The sequence below is a fragment of the Cytobacillus gottheilii genome (genome assembly GCF_001636345.1).
Lineage (GTDB): Bacteria > Bacillota > Bacilli > Bacillales > Cytobacillaceae > Cytobacillus > Cytobacillus gottheilii.
On record NZ_KV440945.1, the window covers coordinates 3,362,736 to 3,382,638 of the forward strand.

Annotated in this window: 16 protein-coding genes; 3 read left to right on the plus strand and 13 right to left on the minus strand. The window is 40.1% G+C overall.

From position 1 onward, the window contains the following. Window positions 1-464: 464 nt before the first annotated feature. Window positions 465-1,517, minus strand: a complete 1,053-nt coding sequence (locus tag A6754_RS16225; RefSeq protein ID WP_156495810.1) for a cytochrome-c peroxidase — start codon at window positions 1,515-1,517, stop codon at window positions 465-467. Window positions 1,518-1,878: 361 nt separating this feature from the next. On the opposite strand from A6754_RS16225, the gene A6754_RS16230 reads away from it, so the two are divergent. Both A6754_RS16230 and A6754_RS16235 read left to right on the plus strand, forming a co-directional pair. Further along, entirely contained in the window at window positions 1,879-3,135 is a 1,257-nt protein-coding gene (locus A6754_RS16230) for a DUF5068 domain-containing protein (RefSeq protein WP_257298252.1), read from the plus strand. Window positions 3,136-3,411: 276 nt separating this feature from the next. After that, the gene (locus A6754_RS16235) at window positions 3,412-5,226 is read left to right on the plus strand and encodes a dihydroorotate dehydrogenase (protein WP_066448088.1); all 1,815 of its coding nucleotides are present in this window, start codon (window positions 3,412-3,414) and stop codon (window positions 5,224-5,226) included. Between the two features lie 4 nt (window positions 5,227-5,230). Here the strand turns inward: A6754_RS16235 and A6754_RS16240 are convergent, their stop codons facing one another. Continuing rightward, window positions 5,231-6,886, minus strand: a complete 1,656-nt coding sequence (locus tag A6754_RS16240; protein WP_066448092.1) for a M20/M25/M40 family metallo-hydrolase — start codon at window positions 6,884-6,886, stop codon at window positions 5,231-5,233. Window positions 6,887-7,179: 293 nt separating this feature from the next. On the opposite strand from A6754_RS16240, the gene A6754_RS16245 reads away from it, so the two are divergent. Beyond that, the gene (locus A6754_RS16245) at window positions 7,180-8,481 is read left to right on the plus strand and encodes an NCS2 family permease (RefSeq protein ID WP_066448094.1); all 1,302 of its coding nucleotides are present in this window, start codon (window positions 7,180-7,182) and stop codon (window positions 8,479-8,481) included. A gap of 234 nt (window positions 8,482-8,715) precedes the next feature. Here the strand turns inward: A6754_RS16245 and A6754_RS16250 are convergent, their stop codons facing one another. The 11 genes from A6754_RS16250 to proC form a co-directional block, all read right to left on the minus strand. Continuing rightward, complete coding sequence (locus tag A6754_RS16250) at window positions 8,716-9,027, minus strand: Zn-ribbon domain-containing OB-fold protein (RefSeq protein WP_082851712.1); 312 nt, start codon at window positions 9,025-9,027, stop codon at window positions 8,716-8,718. Window positions 9,028-9,029: 2 nt separating this feature from the next. Continuing rightward, on the minus strand, window positions 9,030-10,166 hold the full coding sequence (locus A6754_RS16255) for a thiolase C-terminal domain-containing protein (protein WP_066448098.1): 1,137 nt from the start codon (window positions 10,164-10,166) through the stop codon (window positions 9,030-9,032). Then, window positions 10,163-11,644 carry a class I adenylate-forming enzyme family protein gene (locus A6754_RS16260; RefSeq protein WP_066448100.1) on the minus strand — a complete coding sequence of 494 codons (1,482 nt, stop codon included), beginning with the start codon at window positions 11,642-11,644 and terminating at the stop codon, window positions 10,163-10,165. The genes A6754_RS16255 and A6754_RS16260 overlap by 4 nt, the downstream gene beginning before the upstream one ends. Before the next feature lie 2 nt (window positions 11,645-11,646). Next, the gene (locus A6754_RS16265) at window positions 11,647-12,138 is read right to left on the minus strand and encodes a PPC domain-containing DNA-binding protein (protein WP_066448101.1); all 492 of its coding nucleotides are present in this window, start codon (window positions 12,136-12,138) and stop codon (window positions 11,647-11,649) included. Continuing rightward, on the minus strand, window positions 12,131-12,898 hold the full coding sequence (locus A6754_RS16270) for an SDR family NAD(P)-dependent oxidoreductase (protein ID WP_066448110.1): 768 nt from the start codon (window positions 12,896-12,898) through the stop codon (window positions 12,131-12,133). The genes A6754_RS16265 and A6754_RS16270 overlap by 8 nt, the downstream gene beginning before the upstream one ends. Before the next feature lie 12 nt (window positions 12,899-12,910). Continuing rightward, window positions 12,911-14,257, minus strand: a complete 1,347-nt coding sequence (locus tag A6754_RS16275; RefSeq protein ID WP_066451676.1) for a TRAP transporter large permease — start codon at window positions 14,255-14,257, stop codon at window positions 12,911-12,913. Between the two features lie 5 nt (window positions 14,258-14,262). Continuing rightward, complete coding sequence (locus A6754_RS16280; protein ID WP_066448113.1) at window positions 14,263-14,739, minus strand: TRAP transporter small permease; 477 nt, start codon at window positions 14,737-14,739, stop codon at window positions 14,263-14,265. 15 nt (window positions 14,740-14,754) lie between these two features. Next, window positions 14,755-15,774 carry a DctP family TRAP transporter solute-binding subunit gene (locus tag A6754_RS16285; protein ID WP_066448116.1) on the minus strand — a complete coding sequence of 340 codons (1,020 nt, stop codon included), beginning with the start codon at window positions 15,772-15,774 and terminating at the stop codon, window positions 14,755-14,757. Next, complete coding sequence (locus A6754_RS16290) at window positions 15,771-16,577, minus strand: IclR family transcriptional regulator (RefSeq protein WP_306806940.1); 807 nt, start codon at window positions 16,575-16,577, stop codon at window positions 15,771-15,773. Before A6754_RS16290 ends, A6754_RS16285 begins: the two co-directional genes overlap by 4 nt. A gap of 750 nt (window positions 16,578-17,327) precedes the next feature. Then, on the minus strand, window positions 17,328-18,716 hold the full coding sequence (locus tag A6754_RS16295) for an L-cystine transporter (RefSeq protein ID WP_066448121.1): 1,389 nt from the start codon (window positions 18,714-18,716) through the stop codon (window positions 17,328-17,330). A 178-nt stretch (window positions 18,717-18,894) separates the two neighbouring features. Then, complete coding sequence (proC, locus tag A6754_RS16300; RefSeq protein ID WP_066448123.1) at window positions 18,895-19,698, minus strand: pyrroline-5-carboxylate reductase; 804 nt, start codon at window positions 19,696-19,698, stop codon at window positions 18,895-18,897. Window positions 19,699-19,903: the final 205 nt, after the last annotated feature.

Consider the following 19,903-nt stretch of genomic DNA (forward strand, 5'->3'; position numbering starts at 1 on the left):
AATCTGTGCCTTCCCTGCTTTTCGGGAATGACTCGCCTTGGGGGATTCCTGAAATCTGTGGCGTCCGCTCTTTTCGGGAATGACTCGCCTTGGGGGATTCCTGAAATCTGTGGCTTCCGCTCTTTTCGGGAATGACTCGCCCGTGGTAATTCCTGAAATTTGTGCCTTCCCCTGCTTTTCGGGAATGACTCGCCCGTGGTAATTCCTGAAATTTGTGCCTTCCCCTCTTTTCGGGAATAACTCGCCTTGGGTAATTCCTGAAATCTGTGGCTACCGCACTTTCCGGGAATGACTTGCCCGCAGTTATTCCTCTAAACTTTGACCCACACGTTTTTTGGGATTACTCCCACGCCCTAACTCTGACATACACACCTTTTAAGAAATATTCATTGGCCCTTACTTTAAAGAGAACTCTCCAATTAAAAAAGCCGGAAAATAAATTCCGACTTTCCCAGTAATAACATTTAAGGTATCTCAGGTGTTTCAACTTCAGGCAGTTCACCGCTTAAGCTTTCCATAAAAGCAACAAGCTGCTGTACTTCTTTATCTGTTAAGCCTAATGGATTGATCAGATCACTTTTGTTTACATGATCTCCTCCGCCGTCGTTATAATAATTTACCACATCTTCTAAAGTGGCAAAGCTGCCATCATGCATAAATGGTGCCGTATGAGCTACACCTCTTAAACCCGTTGTACGGAATTTCCCTTTATCTTCTTCGTTTTTGGTTACCTCGTATCTTCCTTCATCACCTGTCATTCCAAGATTATGATAGCTATAATCAGAGAGCATTGGGCCGGCATGGCAGGTAATACAGCTTGCTTTTCCGGCAAAAAGCTTCATACCTTCTTGTGCATCTGCACTAATTGCATCCTCCTGACCCTGTAAATAGCGATCAAAGGCTGTATCTGAGATGACAATGGTTCGTTCAAATGCAGCGATTGCCTTCGCAATATTATTCGCACTGATCGGATCATTAAAAACAGTGTTAAATTGTTCTACATATGTTGGCACACCATTAAGTTCAATAACAAGTTCATCAATGTCCTGATTCATTTCCACTTCAGATTGTATCGGTCCGAGTGCCTGTTCTTCCAGACTTCCTGCTCTGCCGTCCCAAAAGTATTCAGGATAATAGCCCGAATTGATAATAGTGGGGCTATTTCTGCTCCCTTGTGCGCCTTCAAATCCAAAAAATGTTTCCAGTCCATCTCCATAACCTGCACCTGGAGCATGACATGTCATACAGCTCAATTTATTATTTCCAGACAATCTAGGATCAAAATAAAGTGTTTTTCCTAATTCAACCTTCTCATCTGTCATTTCATTATCAGCAGGTACTGGCATTTCACCTAACGGCTCAAACATCGCTTTTGCATTTTCTAACTCTTCATCGACACCAGCTGTTTCGGTTTCAGGCTGCTCTTTTTCAGGAGCTGCAGTATTCTCGTTTTCATTGCCGCACGCGCTGAGCATTAGAAGAACCATAAATATGAATAACGGATATCTTAATTTCATCAGTTACTCCCCCTCTTTTTCAATTTCCCAATGATAACGCTATCTTTATTTTTCAGTTTGAGTATATAACTAAAATAATGATGATTTAGCAACCATTTCCGAAAAGTTTGTGACACTTATCACAAATCAACTTATGCCTTGTAAACAACTTATTTAAGTTATAAAGACTGCAAAGTTATTTCATAAGATCCTATTATCTATCATTCTCTATTTAACAGATGTTATTTCTTTATACCTATTTTCATTATCATTATGTTTTTATTACCATAGTAATAATTTACTATTTATGTATTTTAATTGAAAAAAGTGTATTAATTCCCTTATAATGAACAGAAAAAAATTACATAACGAGGTGTAAACAGTGAAAACAAAAATTTTGGCAGTTTCTATGTTATCAACAGCACTATTATTAGCTGCATGTGGAAATGGCAGCAATGAGGAAACATCAGCAGCAAACGAAACTGAGGAAACAGTAAAATCTGAACAAACAGAGGAAGTTGAACCAGCAGAACAAGAAGAAACAGAGGAAAGCAGTCAGACAAGTGAATATTTAAATCCGCTCTTAGAAGAAACGGAAGGCACTATTGAAAGCATCTATAAAAACGAATCACCACAGTATACCCATAGTTTAGATGGCTTTAACATTTCCGTGAATCAATATGAAATGACTAAAATCACAGATATGAATCAGGATTACGCTTCTTATTTTAATGATGAAGTAAATGGGTATGTTGTTTCGGCAGAAGTGACACTCGAAAATACAACAGATAAAAATCTATACTATAATAACTTCCATAAAATCCAACTCGAAAATGAGTTAGATTATATAAATTCAGAAAGCAAAAATTTAATACCTGAAGACCAGCAGATTCAAAAGCTCAGAAAGAATCAAGATGAAATCAGCTTATATGAAGCTGGCGAAAAAGTAACGGGTTTGATAACGTTTATTTTAACAGAAGCAGAATTTGAAAAAATGAAAACAGTAACTCCTAAATATATTATTGAGGGTGGAATAGCTGATAATAAGGATTACTCCGGCAGCAATCTTGAAAATTCACCAGCCTATGATTTCGTCTATGCTGGTGAGCAGGCTTCTGCTGTTGCTGATCAGCCTTCTCTTTACCAGGATCGCCTCACAACAGATAACTGGGCTGATAAGACCATCCTCTTTGAAGAAGAAGGAATAAATGAGACAAAGCAAATCGGTGACGTAACAGTAACACTTGAAGGGGTCCAATACACCGATGTTGTTCCGACAGATGCGAATGCATCCATGTTCACTGATTTTGGTGACAGCGGAATTGTTGCCCTAACCGTTAAATTGAACATTGATAATCAGTCTGATTCTGCAGTTAATATTTCTAATTTAGGTACGATGCTTGATGTGGATGACAGCAGAGCAAGATATTTAAACGTTGCACAAGCTGAGCCACGAGACCCGCGTGAGATAGCTGCAGGAGAAGCTGGAGAGAAATATCATGTCTTTTTATTCAGAAAAGATGAATTTTCCATCTATAAAAAATTTACGATGGAATTTGGTCCATTTTATCTTGAAAGCGGCGAAAAAGCATTCAAAGGCGAGCAAGCCATCTTTGAACTTCCAAATCCGCACCAATAATGCGCTAACAAACCCCAGAAGATTTTCTGGGGTTTTTCTGTTTTACCCAATCCCCCGTTCAAACCTTCCATGCTTATGTTCATGAGGGATATTTTAAAAGTCTTGTACACTCCGAGTGAGAATTCTGTACTGCTTCTAGTGTTGATATTTTATTATAAAGCTTTCTCCTTCAAATGCTCTGTAATTTCCTATTCTCACCATGATAAAATATTTATAGTTTCATAAAGTTTTAAAGCCGTTACAAATATAACGTCATTGTAAGAATGAGGTGATCATATGCCTGATTGGTCTTATCATACAATTTTTAAACCTTTCTTATCTCGCCTTCCTGCTCAAACCGGAAGAGCTTTTATTCACAATGCAATGAATACGATGGTTCATCTTCCGTTCGGCAGCAGGCTTGTTGAATTTTTAGGACATTTAAAACCATCAGCTTCTCTAGAGCAACCATTTTTTAAATACCAGCTGAAAAGCAGAGTCGGATTAAGCGGAAGAATTGATCCGCATTTACTTGGCACATCGGCATTTAATCAGCTTGGTTTTGGCTTCTTAGAAATTGGCCCGGTTTCCCTTCATCAGGATGCAGCAGAAGAAATGCCTTTATTTTCAGAAGATCGAAAATCCTTATATTTACCATCACAAACCTATTCAATTGGCTTAAGTCAAACCATCACACAGTTAAAAGAGCATACAATGGATATTCCATTATTAATCCGGCTTCGCCATCCCCGGGGAAACGCAATTGAAAAGCAAAACGAGCTCCGTGAAATGGCTCATAGATTAGAAGAGTTTGCAGCCGCTTTTGTGATCGAAGCCGATGGGGATGGCTGCAATCTCGAGGAAATCAGCAGGATGGCTGCATCCCTTCCATGTCCCGTTATTCCCGCTATAAAGGCTGAAGATATTAGCATCATAGAATGGGATCACTTAACAAAACATGAAATGATATTGATTGATACAGATCAGCATGGTTCAATTGAATCTCTTCTGGAAGATGTTCAGAATTTACAGCGCTATACAAACATCATGGTTTCAGGAAGCATTCATGAGCCCGATGACGCTGTAAAACTTTATCATGCCGGCTGCAGATTTATGATGCTATCAGAAGGGTATGTTATATCAGGTCCAGGACTTCCAAAGCGCATCAACGAGGCACTTGCAGATGAAAGCAAAGAAGACATTTCTGATGGAAAGCAATCTGGCTGGATTTATTTTTGGCTTTTTGGGTTATGCATTTTAATTGGCGGACTTATTGCCTTGCTGTTCAGTATGAGCAGAGTGATTTTACCTTATGATGAAACTTTTTTGGGCATGACAAGAGAACAGCTTTTGCTCGTTAACCCGAAAATCATCCAATTCATGGCACATGATCGGATGACACTTGCCGGAACAATGATTTCAGGAGGGTTTCTGTATATGCAGCTGGCAAAACATGCTGTCAGAAACAACATCCATTGGGCAAGAAAAGCTGTCATTATTGCAGGCACTGCTGGTTTTCTTGGTATTCTCTTATTCATTGGGTTTGGGTACTTCGATTGGCTGCATGGATTACTTTGGCTGATCCTCTTGCCTTTTTTTATCCTTGGGTCAAAAAAAACGAAGGAAGCATGGCAATCTCCCTTGTCTAAAAACAGAAAAAATACAGCAGCATGGAAAACAGCCCTCTGGGGGCAGCTATGCTTTGTTGTACTTGGATTTTCATTTGTCATAGGGGGAATTGTGATCTCAGTCATTGGCGTATCAAATGTTTTTGTAAGCACAGATTTAACTTTTATCTGTATGACACCAGAACAGCTCAGCATGTTAAATGAACAGCTGATTCCTGTCATAGCACATGACCGCGCCGGGTTTGGCAGCGCCTTGTTTAGCGTTGGACTGCTCGTACTAATGATTTCATTGTGGGGATTTCATGAAGGAGCAAGCTGGGTATGGAACACACTTTTGATTGGGGGAATCCCTGCTTTTGCTGCAGGGATTTCAACCCATTTTATCATCGGCTATACTTCTTTTATCCACTTGCTTCCTGCCTATTTTGCTCTATTTTTATTTGTGGCAGGACTGCTGCTATCAAGGAGATTTTTAAGAAAATAAACAATCACAAAATACTATTAGTAAAATCACGAATCAGCTTAGGTAAAGTATGAAACGTATATGGCTTATACACACGTTCGGTCCACTTATGACCGCCTTTGCCGAATACACCGAGATTAATAGAAGGGATATTCAGCTGTGTCATTGTTTTAAGAGGCAGAGGAAAGAGAGCGTCCATAGCAGGGAAGTTTTTCCGCAATGTGCTTATATCTTCCTCGCTTCCTTGAAATGACATAAAGCTTCCGTCGGCTAAATAGGGGAAATATTTTCTTACCTTAAAGGTTTCCCCTGTTTCAGCTGATGTTTGCTCCAGGATGTTCATTAATTTGGATCTTAAGCTATTGCCTTTTGATTCTGACTCTGACAATGAATTAGACGGTAAAAAAGGTGTTCCATAGAACAAGATGACGCGCGGCTTCTTTTCTGGATCGGCGTGCTGCAATGCTTCCACAATTTCAAAAGCAGTCATTCTGGCATCCATTTTTGCCAACTGGCATAAATGGAGTGTCTCGCTTATGATCTCTTCTGTTTCAATTCCTTCCCTGTTAAGTCTGTCCAATAAATCTTTGAGCGTTAGAACCTCGATTGCCCAATTGACATCTCTTTTCGGAAGATTATTTGTCTTTCTATATAACTCGAACGTATCTTCAAGCCGCTTTTCAATCGCTGTACATGCTTCCGCTGCTATTTTTACTAGCTCATCCGTAACGGTTTGAAGAGGTTTTTCGTATATAAAATAGTGAAAAAAGATCCTGCTTGTTACCGCTGTCTGGACATCATACCTCTTTTTTTCATCTCTCATATATAAGCAGCTGGGCGGCAGAACAAGCTCATCAGAGAGCTTTTCAGTAAGATGAAAATTTTGATTGATTCTTGTATTTAATTCTGCTGCAATTAAGGTTGAATCTACTCCAAGAAGACTTTCACCTACATGTGACTCTCTTCCAAAGACCGCAAAGCTCGGAAGTAATTTCCCAGCTGCCCCTGTGTAAATATATTTCGTTTCATCTCCATCTGCTAAAGGGGATATAAAATCATTGTTTATAGCAGCCACATAATGCAGACCCTTTTTCTCCTTTAATGAGATCAGCTCAGAAAGTGCTGAGCGAATGCCCGCATGTTCTCCCTCTTCATCAGGATTAAACATTACCAGCAGATTTCCAGGAACTTCTTCTCTATTTTCACAATAGTAGAGCAGATTAACGAGATGGACAGCGATGCCGCTTTGCATATCCAAAGCTCCTCTTCCGAATAACCATTGTCCTGAAGCCGCATCTTCTTCAAGCTCTGGGTCATTGGGTGAAGATGAAAAGAATTCTTTTAACCCTTGAGGATCGTGGGCAATATCCTGTATAGCTCCATAATCCTCTGTTCCGACTGTATCAATATGAGAATGATAAACCACCGTTTCTTTTACTTCTTTACTACTTGGCAAAAAAGCAAAAACATTTTTGCGTGAAAGGGAATCTTCTTTGATTTCTGAAATCCATACGTTTTCAGGGTGATCACTGAAGTAGGGAAACTGCCCGATCAAATCTGCAATCCATTCAGCCTTTTCCACTTCACCATATGTTAAAGTATAACTTTTCTGTCTTACAAGCATTTGGGTCAGGTATTCTGCCTGTTCAGGCAGGCTCAATGTCCGTAAATATGAATACATTTAATACTCCCCCTACTCTCTGTAAATGACTGTGGTGCTAAAAGCTAAGTATCGCTAATACATCAGCACCTGCTTAAATTAATTCCTCTGCCAATCTATTAAAGATCTATATTTCAGAATATTATATCAACTTTCACAAAGATTTGGTTAGATTATGTTAAATTCATTAAAAATATGCAGTTTAGACTTGAAAACTGCTCATTAAACGAATAATATATACTTTGTGTCTTTAAACGTTCGTTTTTTGAGCATACTAGAACACAAACTGTCTTTTTTCATTGGAGGATTATCTTATGTTTAAATTAAAGGAAAATGGAACATCTGTAAAAACTGAAATGATGGCTGGTATTACAACGTTCCTGACTATGGTTTATATAGTTGTTGTAAACCCGGGCATATTAGCAGATGCCGGTGTTCCTTTTGAGCAAGTTTTTATTGCAACGATTATTGCCGCTGCAGCAGGTACCATTTGGATGGCTTTATTTGCAAATTACCCAATTGCCATTGCACCTGGTATGGGATTAAATGCATATTTTGCTTATTCTGTTGTCGGTACTCATGGAAATATTGATTATGCAACAGCTTTTGCAGCTGTTTTTGTAGCAGGGATTATTTTTATCATCCTATCGTTAACACCTTTTCGCAGTAAATTAATTGAAGCGATTCCTGATAATCTAAAACACGGAATCACTGCAGGAATTGGGTTATTCATTGCTTTCATCGGCCTGCGTTTAACTGGTCTGATTACTAGTCACCCTACAAACTTAGTGGCATTAGGAGATCTGACATCATCTTCATCTGTCCTTGCTTTAGTAGGATTGGCCATTACATTGATTTTAATGGCATTAAATGTGAACGGTGCTTTATTCTTTGGAATGATTGCAACTGGATTAATCGCCTACTTTACTGGACAGCTTTCATTTGAGCAGGGAATTATGGCACTGCCTTCTCTTCCTGAGGGAATCATTGTTTTCAACCCGATTGATGCAATCGGAGAAGTCGTTCAGCATGGTTTATATGCCGTTGTCTTTTCATTTTTGCTTGTAACGATTTTTGATACAACTGGAACAATGGTTGGGGTTGCACAGCAGGCTGGACTTATGAAAAATAATAATCTGCCGCGCGCACGACAAGCACTATTATCAGATTCTGTCGCTACGACTATTGGTTCGATGTTTGGAACTAGCCCAACTACAGCTTATATTGAATCGACTTCAGGAGTTGCTGCCGGCGGGCGTACAGGTCTTACATCATTAACAGTTGGTGTTCTGTTTATTTTAGCTGCCTTCTTTGGACCGCTTGTCAGCGCGGTTTCAGGTATTTCCGCTATTACAGCACCAGCATTAATTATTGTCGGAAGCCTTATGATGGGAAGCATCGCTTCTATCAAATGGGGAGAAATCGACGAGGCATTTCCTGCGTTTATTATTATCTTGAGCATGCCGCTCACTTCAAGTATTGCTACTGGAATTGCTCTTGGCTTTATCAGCTATCCGATTTTAAAAGTGGCAAGAGGAAAATGGAAAGAGGTTCATCCGCTTGTTTACGTTTTTGCTGTATTGTTTTTATACCAATTGGCATTTCTGCCGCATTAATTTGACGGGCCTGGTTTGTTCCAGGTCCGTTTTTTTGTCTTTTGGCAGATCATTTATGTGAATTTAGTGTTTTATGATGGTAGAAATCTGGTATCCGCCGTCCTTGAAAAATATCCGCCGTTATTTTCATATATCCGCCAAAAACACCGATTTATCCGCCAAACCCAAACAGTCACCCTGCTTCCATAAAAAAAGCACTCCAGCCCAAAAGCTGAAATGCTTCACTTTCATCCCTTAAACCTTCTCAAAAATGTAGGCGTCTCCGTCCTGTTCAACACATTTCACTTCATCGTTAATCTGCACTTCTTCAGATAATCGTCCGGTGATCCTGAGGCCGCTCGGTGTATCAATTAAAACGACGGTATAGGGAGCAAGGTGTGCGTATTCCTTTGAAGTAACATGAATTCTTGTGAAAGAAAAGACCTTACCAGCACCCTCTTCTTCTGCCTTCTTAAAAGAAGTGCCCTTACAGACCGGGCAAAGCCATTTTCGCTGAACAAATTGCTTTTGGCAGCCTGTGCATTCAAACACTTGTATATTTGCCATGTCTATTTGACCCCCTCAAAGATATGAACGGTCGAATAAGCGCCAGTTCCGCCCAGGTTTTGTGCAAGACCGATTCGTGCTCCTTCAACCTGGTTGCAGCTTGTTCCGCGCAATTGTGAAACAATGTGATAAATTTGCGCCAGACCTGTTGCACCAATCGGATGTCCCTTTGAGAGCAGCCCGCCGCTCGTATTAACCGGAACTACTCCGCCATGTTTGGTGAGGCCTTGCTCAACGGCCTCAAAGCCTGTTCCTTTTGCAAAGAAACCAAGTTCTTCAATGGATAGAATCTCTGTCATTGAAAAACAATCATGCAGCTCCACCACATCAATATCTTCTGGACCCAAACCTGCTTTTTCATACGCACGCCGTGCCGATTCTTTTACAGCAGGCAAGCTTAAAAGGTCCGAAGCTTCCTGCATCTGAGTCGTACCTGATGCCTGACCTGAAGAGCGGACAATAACTCCATTTTCACCTTTTGAAAGAACGATCGCTGCTGCACCATCACTTGTCGGGGAACAATCGAATAAGCCTAACGGTTCTGTGATCATCCGAGCGGACATGTAGTCCTCCATGGTCGCAGGTTTTGTAAATTGAGCAATTGGGTTATGAATCGCGTATTCCCTGTTTTTAAGTGCTACATATGCCAGATGCTTTTTGCTTGCTCCTGTTTCATAAAAATACCGGTTTGCAACAGTTCCAAAAAATCCTGGGAATGTTAGTCCAGCGTGCTTTTCATTTGAATCATTATCCATTGCAGCATTAATGGCATTTGTAATGACCTCTGTAGGAGCACCTTTCATTTTTTCAACGCCAGCCACCAGCACATTTTCATATTCTCCGCTTTGAATCATCAAGAATGCCTGGCGGAAGGCAATCCCTCCTGATGCACAGGCTCCCTCTACTTTAACGGTCGGAATAGCTCCTAAACTAAGATCATTTGCCACAATCGCACCTAGTATTTCCTGATTGCCAAGAGACCCGGACATAAAGTTTCCAACATAGACTGCATCTATTTTGGGGAAATCAGCTTCCTTGAGGGCTTGAAAACAGGCATCCAATAGCAGGCTCTTTAATGTCTCTCCTTCATGTGTGCCAAATTTCGTGATTCCAAGTCCAGATACATTCACTTTGTTCATTGTACTCCGCTCCCCTCCTGTTCCCGCAGCTCCCTTTTTAAAATTTTCCCATAACTGCTTTTCGGCAATTCTTTAACAATATGAATCTGTTTAGGCTTTTTATAGCTTGCGAGATGATCCTTGCACAGCAGAAGTAATTCATTTTCATCGACAAAATGCCCTTCATTTAAAACACAATAAGCAACGACCATTTCTCCCCACTTTTCATCTGCAATCCCAAGAACACAAGTTTCTTTAATGCCTACATGCTTATTAATGACCTCTTCAATTTCTCTCGGATATATATTTAAACCGCCGCTGATGATGACATCCTTTTTGCGGTCGACAATATGCAGATAGCCTTGCTCGTCACACCAGCCTAAATCACCTGTGTAAAGCCAGCCATCTCTTAATGTTTCCTTTGTTGCCTTGTCATTTTTCCAGTAGCCCTGCATAACCAATGGACCTTTGCAGATGATTTCGCCAATTTCTCCTTGAGGCACCTCTGCACCATGATCATCGACCAGCTTCATTTCAACAAACGGACCTGCTGTACCGCAGGATTCAAGCCTGTTAATAAGCTCTTGTCTCGGCATCACCGTAATGGTCATAGGAGCTTCTACCTGGCCATATGTCTCAATAAAAATAGGTCCTGCCTTCTCAATCGCCTGCTTTAATTTGCTTGCAGCTATCGAAGACCCTGCCATATTAATAGATTTAATATTTGATAGTTTTTTTGCATCAAAATCAGGGCTCTGAATCATTAGATTTACCATTGTTGGCACCATAAAGATAAAAGAAACCTTCTCTTTTTCTACTTCATTCAAAAACTCAGAAGGATTAAATTTATCAAATACCACTTGAGTTAAGCCGAACAGCCATGAAATATGTGATAAAAAGTTGCTTCCATGCGTCAAAGGAGCAACATGCCCAACAACATCATCTGCTGTGATCTCACAGACAAGTGCTAATGAAAGAGCACTTGAAATCATATTGCGATGTGAAAGCATAACTCCTTTTGGCTTGCCCGTTGTCCCAGATGTATACATGATCGCAAATAAGTCGTCTTCCTCCACATCCATCTCCGGCTGTAAAGATTCTTCTGCAGATAACCAGCCTTCATAATCATGACCAATAAATACACACTGGCAGCTGCGTGTTACCTTTTCAATCAGCTCTTCTTCACCTATTAAAATCTGCACATCAGCATTCTCTAAAATGTATTCAACTTCTCTTTCATGTAAACGGTAATTAAGAGGAACTTTGATAAAACCGCCGTAAGCCGCTGCTAAATCAAGCTCAATATGCTCCAGCCGATTAGACATTAAAACGCCTATACGGTCGCCTTTTTTCAAGCCGGCTTTTTTTAATGCTGCATATAACTGAAAGACTCTCGTTTGCAGCTGGGCATATGTTAAACTTCGATAAGCATCTTTAACAGCTATTTTATCCGGATAACGCTTAAATACTTTCCCTGCTAAATCAGCGATCGTTTGCATGATTACGCCTCACTTTCATCATAAAAGTTAAACAGTGAAAACCCTGATGGCTGATAGGTCTCTCTTACAGGCTGAATGCCTTCAGCCACTATAATGGTGAACTCGAGCGTAATCGCTACGATTGTTTTTCCTTCTAAGAAGTGCCCGCCAGAGACATTTTTGCGATGATCTACAAAGACACCGTGAAAATGAATATCAAGATCTCCTTGTTCATCTACCCCAATAAATCCATTGCCTGAAAGCAATTCAACAGGGGTGTTCCATTGAATCGGTTTTGAATATGCCATTTCCCCATCGTTATAATCCAATTGCACGATCTCTATATTTGAAAGCGAGCCAATGCATGAAATCGAGCCTGATTTTACTCCATGCCGTTCACAAACCTTTTTTAATCCGCCCAGCAAATCTTCTCCAGGAGCAAGATAGCCCATTATGATGCCTCTTTTTTGATCAAATACAGATCGTGATGTGCGCTGAACAGGTACTTTAACCAATGGCAGCGCCCCCGCATACCTTTAGAACCTGACCCGTCGTGTACCCTGCTTCTTTTGAAGAAAGATATAAAACGGCTTCGCCGATATCATCAGGTGTGCCCATTCTTTTGACAACCTGACTGTCCAGGTTATAGGCCATCCCTTTAGTAATGGCTGTTTCAACTGCTCCTGGAGCAATGCTGTTGCAGACAATACCAAGCGGTCCCACTTCTTTAGCAACCCATTTCGTAAAAGCAATTACACCACCCTTAGAAGCCGCATAGCCAGGGCCGGATCTTCCTTTCGTACTGCCTGGCTCGTAGCTTGAAATATGTCCGCCAACTAAGCCCGAAATTGAACTGATATTGACAATCCGCCCATACTGCTGCTCCTTCATATACGGATAGATCACGGCCTGTGTCAGGAAAAAAGTTGCTTTTAAGTTCGTATCCATATCACGGTCCCACATTTCTTCGGTCATTTCTTCTAAATCCAGTCTGCTGCATGTTCCGGCATTGTTAACTAGGATATCTATCCTTCCTAATTTCTCATGCACATCTTTAACCAGATTTTGAATGGCAGATTGATCTCTTATATCCACTTCATATGAAAATACCTGCACAGCAGGATTTAATTCTTTAATTTCTGCTTTTGTTTCCTCACTTGGCATTAAATCGACAAGAACTACATGTGCACCTTCCCGCGCCAATACTTTCGCACATCCTGCCCCAATTCCTCTTGACGCACCCGTTACAATCGCTACACAATCTTTAACTTTCATCTAAAAAACCTCCTATTTAACTCCTAATAAATCCGGTAAAAATGTTGTAATTGCCGGGATATATGTGATCAGAAGCAGTACAGCAACTGATGCGATAAAAAATGGGATGATTCTCTTTGTTATCTGATTCAAGGTAACATTTGCCTGCCCAGAAGCAACGTAGAGATTGACGCCAACCGGCGGTGTAAACAAACCAATGGCAAGATTGACAGTCATCATAAGTCCAAATACAGTTGGATCGACATCTAAAAACAGCATAACCGGCAAAAGAATTGGAACAAAAATATAGAAAGCAGAAATAGCATCCATAAAAGCTCCAGCAATAAGTAAAAGAAGATTAATCAGCAAGAGAATAATATACTTATTATCAGTGAGCCCTAACAATCCATCAGCGATCTGCTGTGCAATCTGCTCTGTCGTAATTAAATAAGCAAAAACAGATGCTGCACTTACAATAAACATGACTGTGGCAGTCTGAACGGAAGAAGCAATGAGGATTTTTTTAATATCCTTCAACTTCAGCTCTTTATAGACAAACACGCCCACAAATAATCCATAAAAGACTGCAACTACAGCGGATTCAGTCGGAGTAAAAATTCCACCGTAAATTCCGCCTAGTATAATGATGGGAATAAGCAAACCCCAAATCGCATCATAAAGCGCTTTCATTTTTTCTGGTAATGGAACCTTTTCTGCGGCTGCAGAGATTTCCTGTTCAATATGTTTCTCTGAATCTGTTAAGGCCCTTTCACTCATATCTTTTTTCTTTACATATAAAGCCGCTGCGATAAGCGCTATTCCTAAAAGAATACCCGGGATAATTCCAGCAATGAACAGTCTTCCAATCGAAACAGCAATTTGATCGCCAGCTACGACCGCAAAGACAATGAGTGCGATACTTGGCGGAATGATAATGCCAATTGAGCCTGAACTTGCCAGGAGTGCAGCTGCTGACTCCTTTTTCATGCCGTTCTTAACTAGTGCAGGTGTTAAAATACCGCCAATTGCGGCTACCGTCGCTGGCCCGGATCCTGATATAGCGGCAAAAAAGATCGCCGTCATGACAGTGACAAGAATAATGCCGCTTTTTCGATGTCCCACAAAGACATCAGCCAAATGGATCAGGCGCTTTGAAATTCCCGCATATTCCATAATGACGCCAGCAATAACAAAGAACGGAATCGCAAGAAGCGTAAACTTCGCTACACTGGTGTACATAATATCTGCTGCAATTTCGATGGATGAGAAACCCATAGAGGTTATTAATGTCACGATGGATGCTGCTGCCAGTGAAATGGCAATCGGCACTCTAAGGAGCAGCAGCAGAAAAAACAAACCAAAAAGAATAATCGCTTCCATTTCCATCAGTCACTTTCTGTTTTTAAAATTTTTAACTCTTTTACCATGGATTCAATCGCCCGAATGACACATAACACACAGCCAGCAGGAAAGCCGATTGTAAATACCCATTGTGACCACCCTAAAGCAGGCGTCATCTGATTCGTCATCATTTGAAACTGAACCATCATCGCTCCATAATAAGCACATAACGCAAACACAATGATAACGATCAATCCTGAAAACAGAACAAGTGCCCTTTTTAATGACTCATTCACTTTATCAAATACGAGCGTAAAACCAAGGTGTGCCTTCTCTCTCACTCCTACAGCTGCTCCAACAAAAGTTAGCAGGACAAACAAATTAATCGTGATTTCTTCTGTAAAAGCGAGTGAATTGCCAAAAAAGTATCTTGAAATGACATTTAAGAAAGCAATTAAACACATGATGGATGCACTTAAGATTAAGACGCCATTTTCAACCTTAGCCAGCAGTGTAGACATGACTAACACATCCTTCTATTCATTTTCCTGGAAGGCTTTCAAAAGATCCTCTCCCCAGATAGACTCATATTGGTCATAAATTGGCTGAGCTGCTTCTTTAAACTGATTAATTTCTTCCTCTGATGGGTAATACAATTGCATTCCAGCTTCTTCTAGGCTTTTAATTTGCTCTTCCTCAAGCTTTCTAGCTTCAGCAATCTGAAACTCGTTAGCATTAGCTGCTGCTGTCTGAATAATTTCCTGATCACTTTCACTTAAAGAATCAAATAACTTTTTATTCATTCCAAGAACGAGCGGATCGTAAGAATAATTCCACATTGTCATATAATCCTGTACTTCATTCAGCTTTGACGAATGAATAACGTCAATTGGATTTTCCTGCCCATCAATCGTTCCAGACTGCAGGGAAGTAAAGACTTCAGAGAATGTCATTGTAGAAGGGTTAGCGCCAAACTCAGTCCATAAATCTGTGTACATTTTAATTCCGGGAATTCTAACTTTTAATCCGGCTAAATCATCTGGTGAGGTAATTTCTTTCGTGCTGTTAGTTAATTGACGGAAACCGTTTTGCCCAAAGCCCAGAGGCTCGACTCCAAAATCTCTAAGAATCTTTTTAATCTCTTCACCGCCAGGTCCATTTAGCTTCTCATCCACTTCGTCCAGATCGCTGAATAAAAATGGTGCACTTAACACGCCAAGCTTTTCATTCAGGATTGAATAGATGATCGTTGAATTGTATGTTAAATCAATTGTCCCCTTTGCCAATGACTCTACAGCCTTGCCGGAATCTCCGCCTGAAAGCTGTTCATTCGCAAAGATATCAATGGTAATCCGGCCATCTGTCTCAGCTTCTACTTCCTCTGCAAACTTTTCAGCCGCCTTATACCAGGTAGAGCTGTCACTTACCGTCACAGACATTTTTAAATTATGCTTATCATTACTGCTGCCTGCACTTGATTCACTTCCGCATCCGCTTAAAATCAGCGAAAAGATAACGCTTAACAAAATAAATAAAAACCTCTTCTTATTTTTCATTTCCCGATACTCCTCCTTGTTTTATAGCCTAATAGATTGGAAATCTTGCCTGCTACAATCAACGATTCTGATACAGCAAACTCCACTTTCTCCGGAGTGAATCGATAAGAAACCCCCGCGATAGACAAAGATGCAACAATTTTTCCGGTGTGATCATAAATTGGGACAGCAATTCCCCGCAAATATTCCTCCCATTCTTCATGGTCCACCGCATAGCCTTGGCTTCTGATTTTCCTGATTTCTTCTCTGAAGACGTTTTGATCTGTAATCGTATTATCTGTTATTTTCGATAGCTTTTGCCTCAACAAGTAATCTTCCAGTTCCGTTTCACTTAACTGGGATAAATAAAGCTTGCCGCTCGCTACACAATATAACGGTGCTGTTTTCCCTGAATCCACTACAATGCGCAGTGCGGAAGGGCTTTCAACTTTGCCTAAATAAAAGACCGTATCATGGCGATAAGTAGAAATAATAGCGCTTTCATTTACTTTGACCGAAAGTTCTTCCAACTGATGTTTGACCATATCAAACAGTTTTAGTTCGAAAAATACTTTGGTGCCTAACGTTTGGAATTTGTAAGAAATTTGATAATCATCGTTTTCATTTTTTTCGATGTACTGAAGTGACTCTAAGGTGGAAACATAACGGTGGATGGTTGCTTTGTTGCTTTTCATCAGGGTAATTAGGTCCATAAAACTTCGTGGATGCTCAACAATGAGTTCGAGCAGCTGAAATGCCTTTTCAACCGCTTTGATATTTTGCTCGATCTTTCGCTCCCCCTTTCCTGAAATGCATGAGGTGATTTCTGTTCAAAAAATGAAACTCAAGTTTCGTTTTCATTATATTTTCAAGTTAACAAAATAGTCAATATTTTTTAAATATAGTAACTATTCTTATTATTCCAGAAAAGTGATTTGGAATGTTTTTTTATCGACAATAAATGAGGACTTTACACCTAATATTGAATTCTTCGTTTTCATAATTAGTTGAGCAATAAGAGGTAATTGTTCCATTGCGCTGCGGACACTCGCTTTCCGAGGGGAGGAAGCTGAGCCTCCTCGGCACGCCTGCGGGGTCTCAGCCTTTCCTCTATTGCCCTCCGGAGTCGAGTGCCCTCCGCTTCATTCCACACGTTTTAAAAAGGTTATTTAGAGAATACAAGATAAAAACATAGCCACATTGAAATGACTCAAAGAAAAGGATTTTACTGAACAGATATTTCGACATTCCTTCTATACGCATTCAATAAAACATCCTCACAGTTACAATAATTATTATAGGAGTAAATATAAAAACTTAAATTTTTTTTCAAAATAAGAGATATATAGCAGTCTCAAAAACATAAAATGAGTCTCAAAATTGTAACTCTTTGTTTTTCAAATGCTGCTAAAATAAAAAAACATTTTGGCTTGTGTGCCAAAATGTTAGAAATAGCTTGCTGATTAGCAAGCCGATTTGTGAAAGCAGAATCTCCTTCCAATGCTGATAATTATACTCTTCGAAAACACCAGTAAAATAACGCCCCAGATTAGGCTGGGACGTTTTTTGTCTTCTTATGCTTCTGCTTCAATTTTTGCATTCATATCGTTGTATGTGCTGCTGTCAATGTCACCAGTAATTCGGCTTGTAAGAATACCTGATGTCATTGATCCGCTTACGTTGACAGCTGTACGGCCCATGTCGATAAGAGGCTCAACGGAAATAAGAAGACCCGCTAAAGCAACTGGCAAGTCTAGTGCTGAAAGAACGAGGATGGCTGCGAATGTTGCTCCGCCGCCGACGCCTGCTACACCAAACGAACATAGTGCCACGATCAGAATGACTGTAAAAATAAATCCAGGTGTAAATGGATCGATTCCAACTGTTGGCGCAATCATAATGGCAAGCATCGCTGGGTAAATTCCAGCACACCCATTTTGGCCGATTGATAATCCAAATGAGCCGGCAAAGTTGGCGACACCTTCAGAAACACCTAAAGATTTTTGAGTTTTAATGTTTAATGGAAGTGCACCAGCACTTGTTCTAGAAGTAAACGCAAATGTTAAAACTGGGAATGCCTTCTTTAGATAAGTCAATGGGTTTAAGCCCGCAAACGTGATTAACAATAAGTGAATAATAAACATAACCGCTAAAGCAACATATGAAGCAATCACAAACTTACCGAGACTGAGAATGGCATCAAAGTTACTTGTTGCAACCGTTCTAGTCATAATCGCAAGCACGCCATATGGAGTTAATCGGAGAATCAGCGTAACTACTCGCATAATTACCGCATAGAACGCATCTACAATCTTAGCAAATAACTCTGCATGCTCAGGTGTTTTTCTTCTAACTCCTAAATAAGCAATTCCTAAAAAGGCTGCAAAGATAACAACACCAATTGTTGAAGTGGATCTTGCTCCAGTTAAATCAGAAAACGGGTTAGCCGGAAGCAATTCTAGAATCTGCTGCGGCAGAGTATTTCCTTCCATTTCCACTGAACGTTCTTCCAGCATCGTTCCGCGTGCTGTCTCAGCATCACCTGCTGTAATTTGACCAGCTTCAAGTCCGAATCCAAAAGCAGATCCAATGCCGACTGCTGCAGCAACTGCTGTCGTTCCAACAAGCAATCCTAGGATCAGCACACTGATTTTCCCTATGTTATTGGTCAGTTTTAATTTAGTAAAAGCAGCCAAAATGGAGATAAATACAAGCGGCATAACAATCATCTGCAGGAATTTTACATAACCATTCCCGACAATATTAAACCAGTCTGCACTTTGAGCAATAATATCTGAACCTGCTCCATAGGCGAATTGCAAAATAAAACCAAACAGAATTCCTAAACCTAAAGCGGTAAAAACTCTCTTTGAGAAAGAAACATGTTTCTTTTGCATGTAAAATAAAGCGAAAATAAGCAATAGCATAATAGCAATATTCAAAATTAATAAACCTGTCTCCATCTTCACACCTCCTATTAATATGTACCTCAAATACTGATTAACTATAAAACATGTAATCTGATCAGTCAAGTCGGAATTATAAGAATGAGCAAATCAGTCAGCCAAAAAAACTGGACAAATTCGCTATAAACCCAACTTTACTGTATTGTATTAGCTGAAATGCAAATACATTCTCCTTTTATTCTGACATTCCTTTTGTCTTATTCATACATGCTTCCATAGCAGATAGCACAGCCCCTTTGAATTGATTCTGCTCAAGCTCTGCTACTGCTTCGATCGTTGCTCCTCCTGGTGTACAAACCTGATCTTTTAACTGGCCCGGATGCATTCCTGTTTCCAATACCATTTTTGCTGCACCGAGAACAGCCTGTGCTGCCATTTTATAAGACTGGTCTCTAGACAAACCGCCTCTTACACCGCCATCAGCAAGTGCTTCAATGAACATATAAACATAAGCTGGAGAAGAACCGCTGATTGCAGGTACAGTGTCCATTAGGTTTTCTTCTATTTCTTCCACCTTGCCAAATGAAGAAAGCAGCTTTTTCACTTCTTCCGCTTCATCATCATTTACATATTCATTGCGTGTCATTGCTGTCATTCCTTCTCCAACCATGGATGGTGTGTTTGGCATAGTACGTATTGCCTTTACATTAAATCCAAATGCTTCTTGTACATAAGGCAATGTAATTCCTGCAGCCATTGTCACAATGATGGTTTCAGGTCGAATGACATCCTTCACTTCTTCAATAATACTTCCATGCAAATCCGGCTTGATGGCAAGAAATAGAATGTCTGACTGTGCAGCAACTTCTTTGTTCTCCTTCTCCATAATCCTATAAGTCTCTTGTACATGCTCTTTTGTCTTATGTGATTTTGCACTAAATAGGATTTGTTTGTGATCAGCACCGTCAGCTGACAGAATTCCACCTATTATGGCCTGTGCCATTTTGCCGCATCCTATAAAGCCAATTACTTTACTCATTTAAAATCTCCCCCTCAGCTTTCATTTTCAAACATCTTTCAGCAAATTGTATAACGCTTCTACATATAGTGTTTTAAGGATCTTTATTTCATACTGGTTTGTCAAAAAATTGTCGATAAAAAAAACAGGCAGTTAGCTGGACTTTTTTAAAATATAAGTTTATTTTACTATAAACAGGAAATATTTCTTGTATAAGAATATTGCT

What these genes read in the sequence shown, in the direction of transcription:
- A6754_RS16225 (WP_156495810.1), bottom strand. Translation starts at nt 1,517, where the DNA reads ATGAAATTAAGATATCCGTTATTCATATTTATGGTTCTTCTAATGCTC.
- A6754_RS16235 (WP_066448088.1), top strand. Translation starts at nt 3,412, where the DNA reads ATGCCTGATTGGTCTTATCATACAATTTTTAAACCTTTCTTATCTCGC.
- A6754_RS16240 (WP_066448092.1), bottom strand. Translation starts at nt 6,886, where the DNA reads ATGTATTCATATTTACGGACATTGAGCCTGCCTGAACAGGCAGAATAC.
- A6754_RS16245 (WP_066448094.1), top strand. Translation starts at nt 7,180, where the DNA reads ATGTTTAAATTAAAGGAAAATGGAACATCTGTAAAAACTGAAATGATG.
- A6754_RS16250 (WP_082851712.1), bottom strand. Translation starts at nt 9,027, where the DNA reads ATGGCAAATATACAAGTGTTTGAATGCACAGGCTGCCAAAAGCAATTT.
- A6754_RS16255 (WP_066448098.1), bottom strand. Translation starts at nt 10,166, where the DNA reads ATGAACAAAGTGAATGTATCTGGACTTGGAATCACGAAATTTGGCACA.
- A6754_RS16260 (WP_066448100.1), bottom strand. Translation starts at nt 11,644, where the DNA reads ATGCAAACGATCGCTGATTTAGCAGGGAAAGTATTTAAGCGTTATCCG.
- A6754_RS16270 (WP_066448110.1), bottom strand. Translation starts at nt 12,898, where the DNA reads ATGAAAGTTAAAGATTGTGTAGCGATTGTAACGGGTGCGTCAAGAGGA.
- A6754_RS16275 (WP_066451676.1), bottom strand. Translation starts at nt 14,257, where the DNA reads ATGGAAGCGATTATTCTTTTTGGTTTGTTTTTTCTGCTGCTGCTCCTT.
- A6754_RS16280 (WP_066448113.1), bottom strand. Translation starts at nt 14,739, where the DNA reads ATGTCTACACTGCTGGCTAAGGTTGAAAATGGCGTCTTAATCTTAAGT.
- A6754_RS16285 (WP_066448116.1), bottom strand. Translation starts at nt 15,774, where the DNA reads ATGAAAAATAAGAAGAGGTTTTTATTTATTTTGTTAAGCGTTATCTTT.
- A6754_RS16295 (WP_066448121.1), bottom strand. Translation starts at nt 18,716, where the DNA reads ATGGAGACAGGTTTATTAATTTTGAATATTGCTATTATGCTATTGCTT.
- proC (WP_066448123.1), bottom strand. Translation starts at nt 19,698, where the DNA reads ATGAGTAAAGTAATTGGCTTTATAGGATGCGGCAAAATGGCACAGGCC.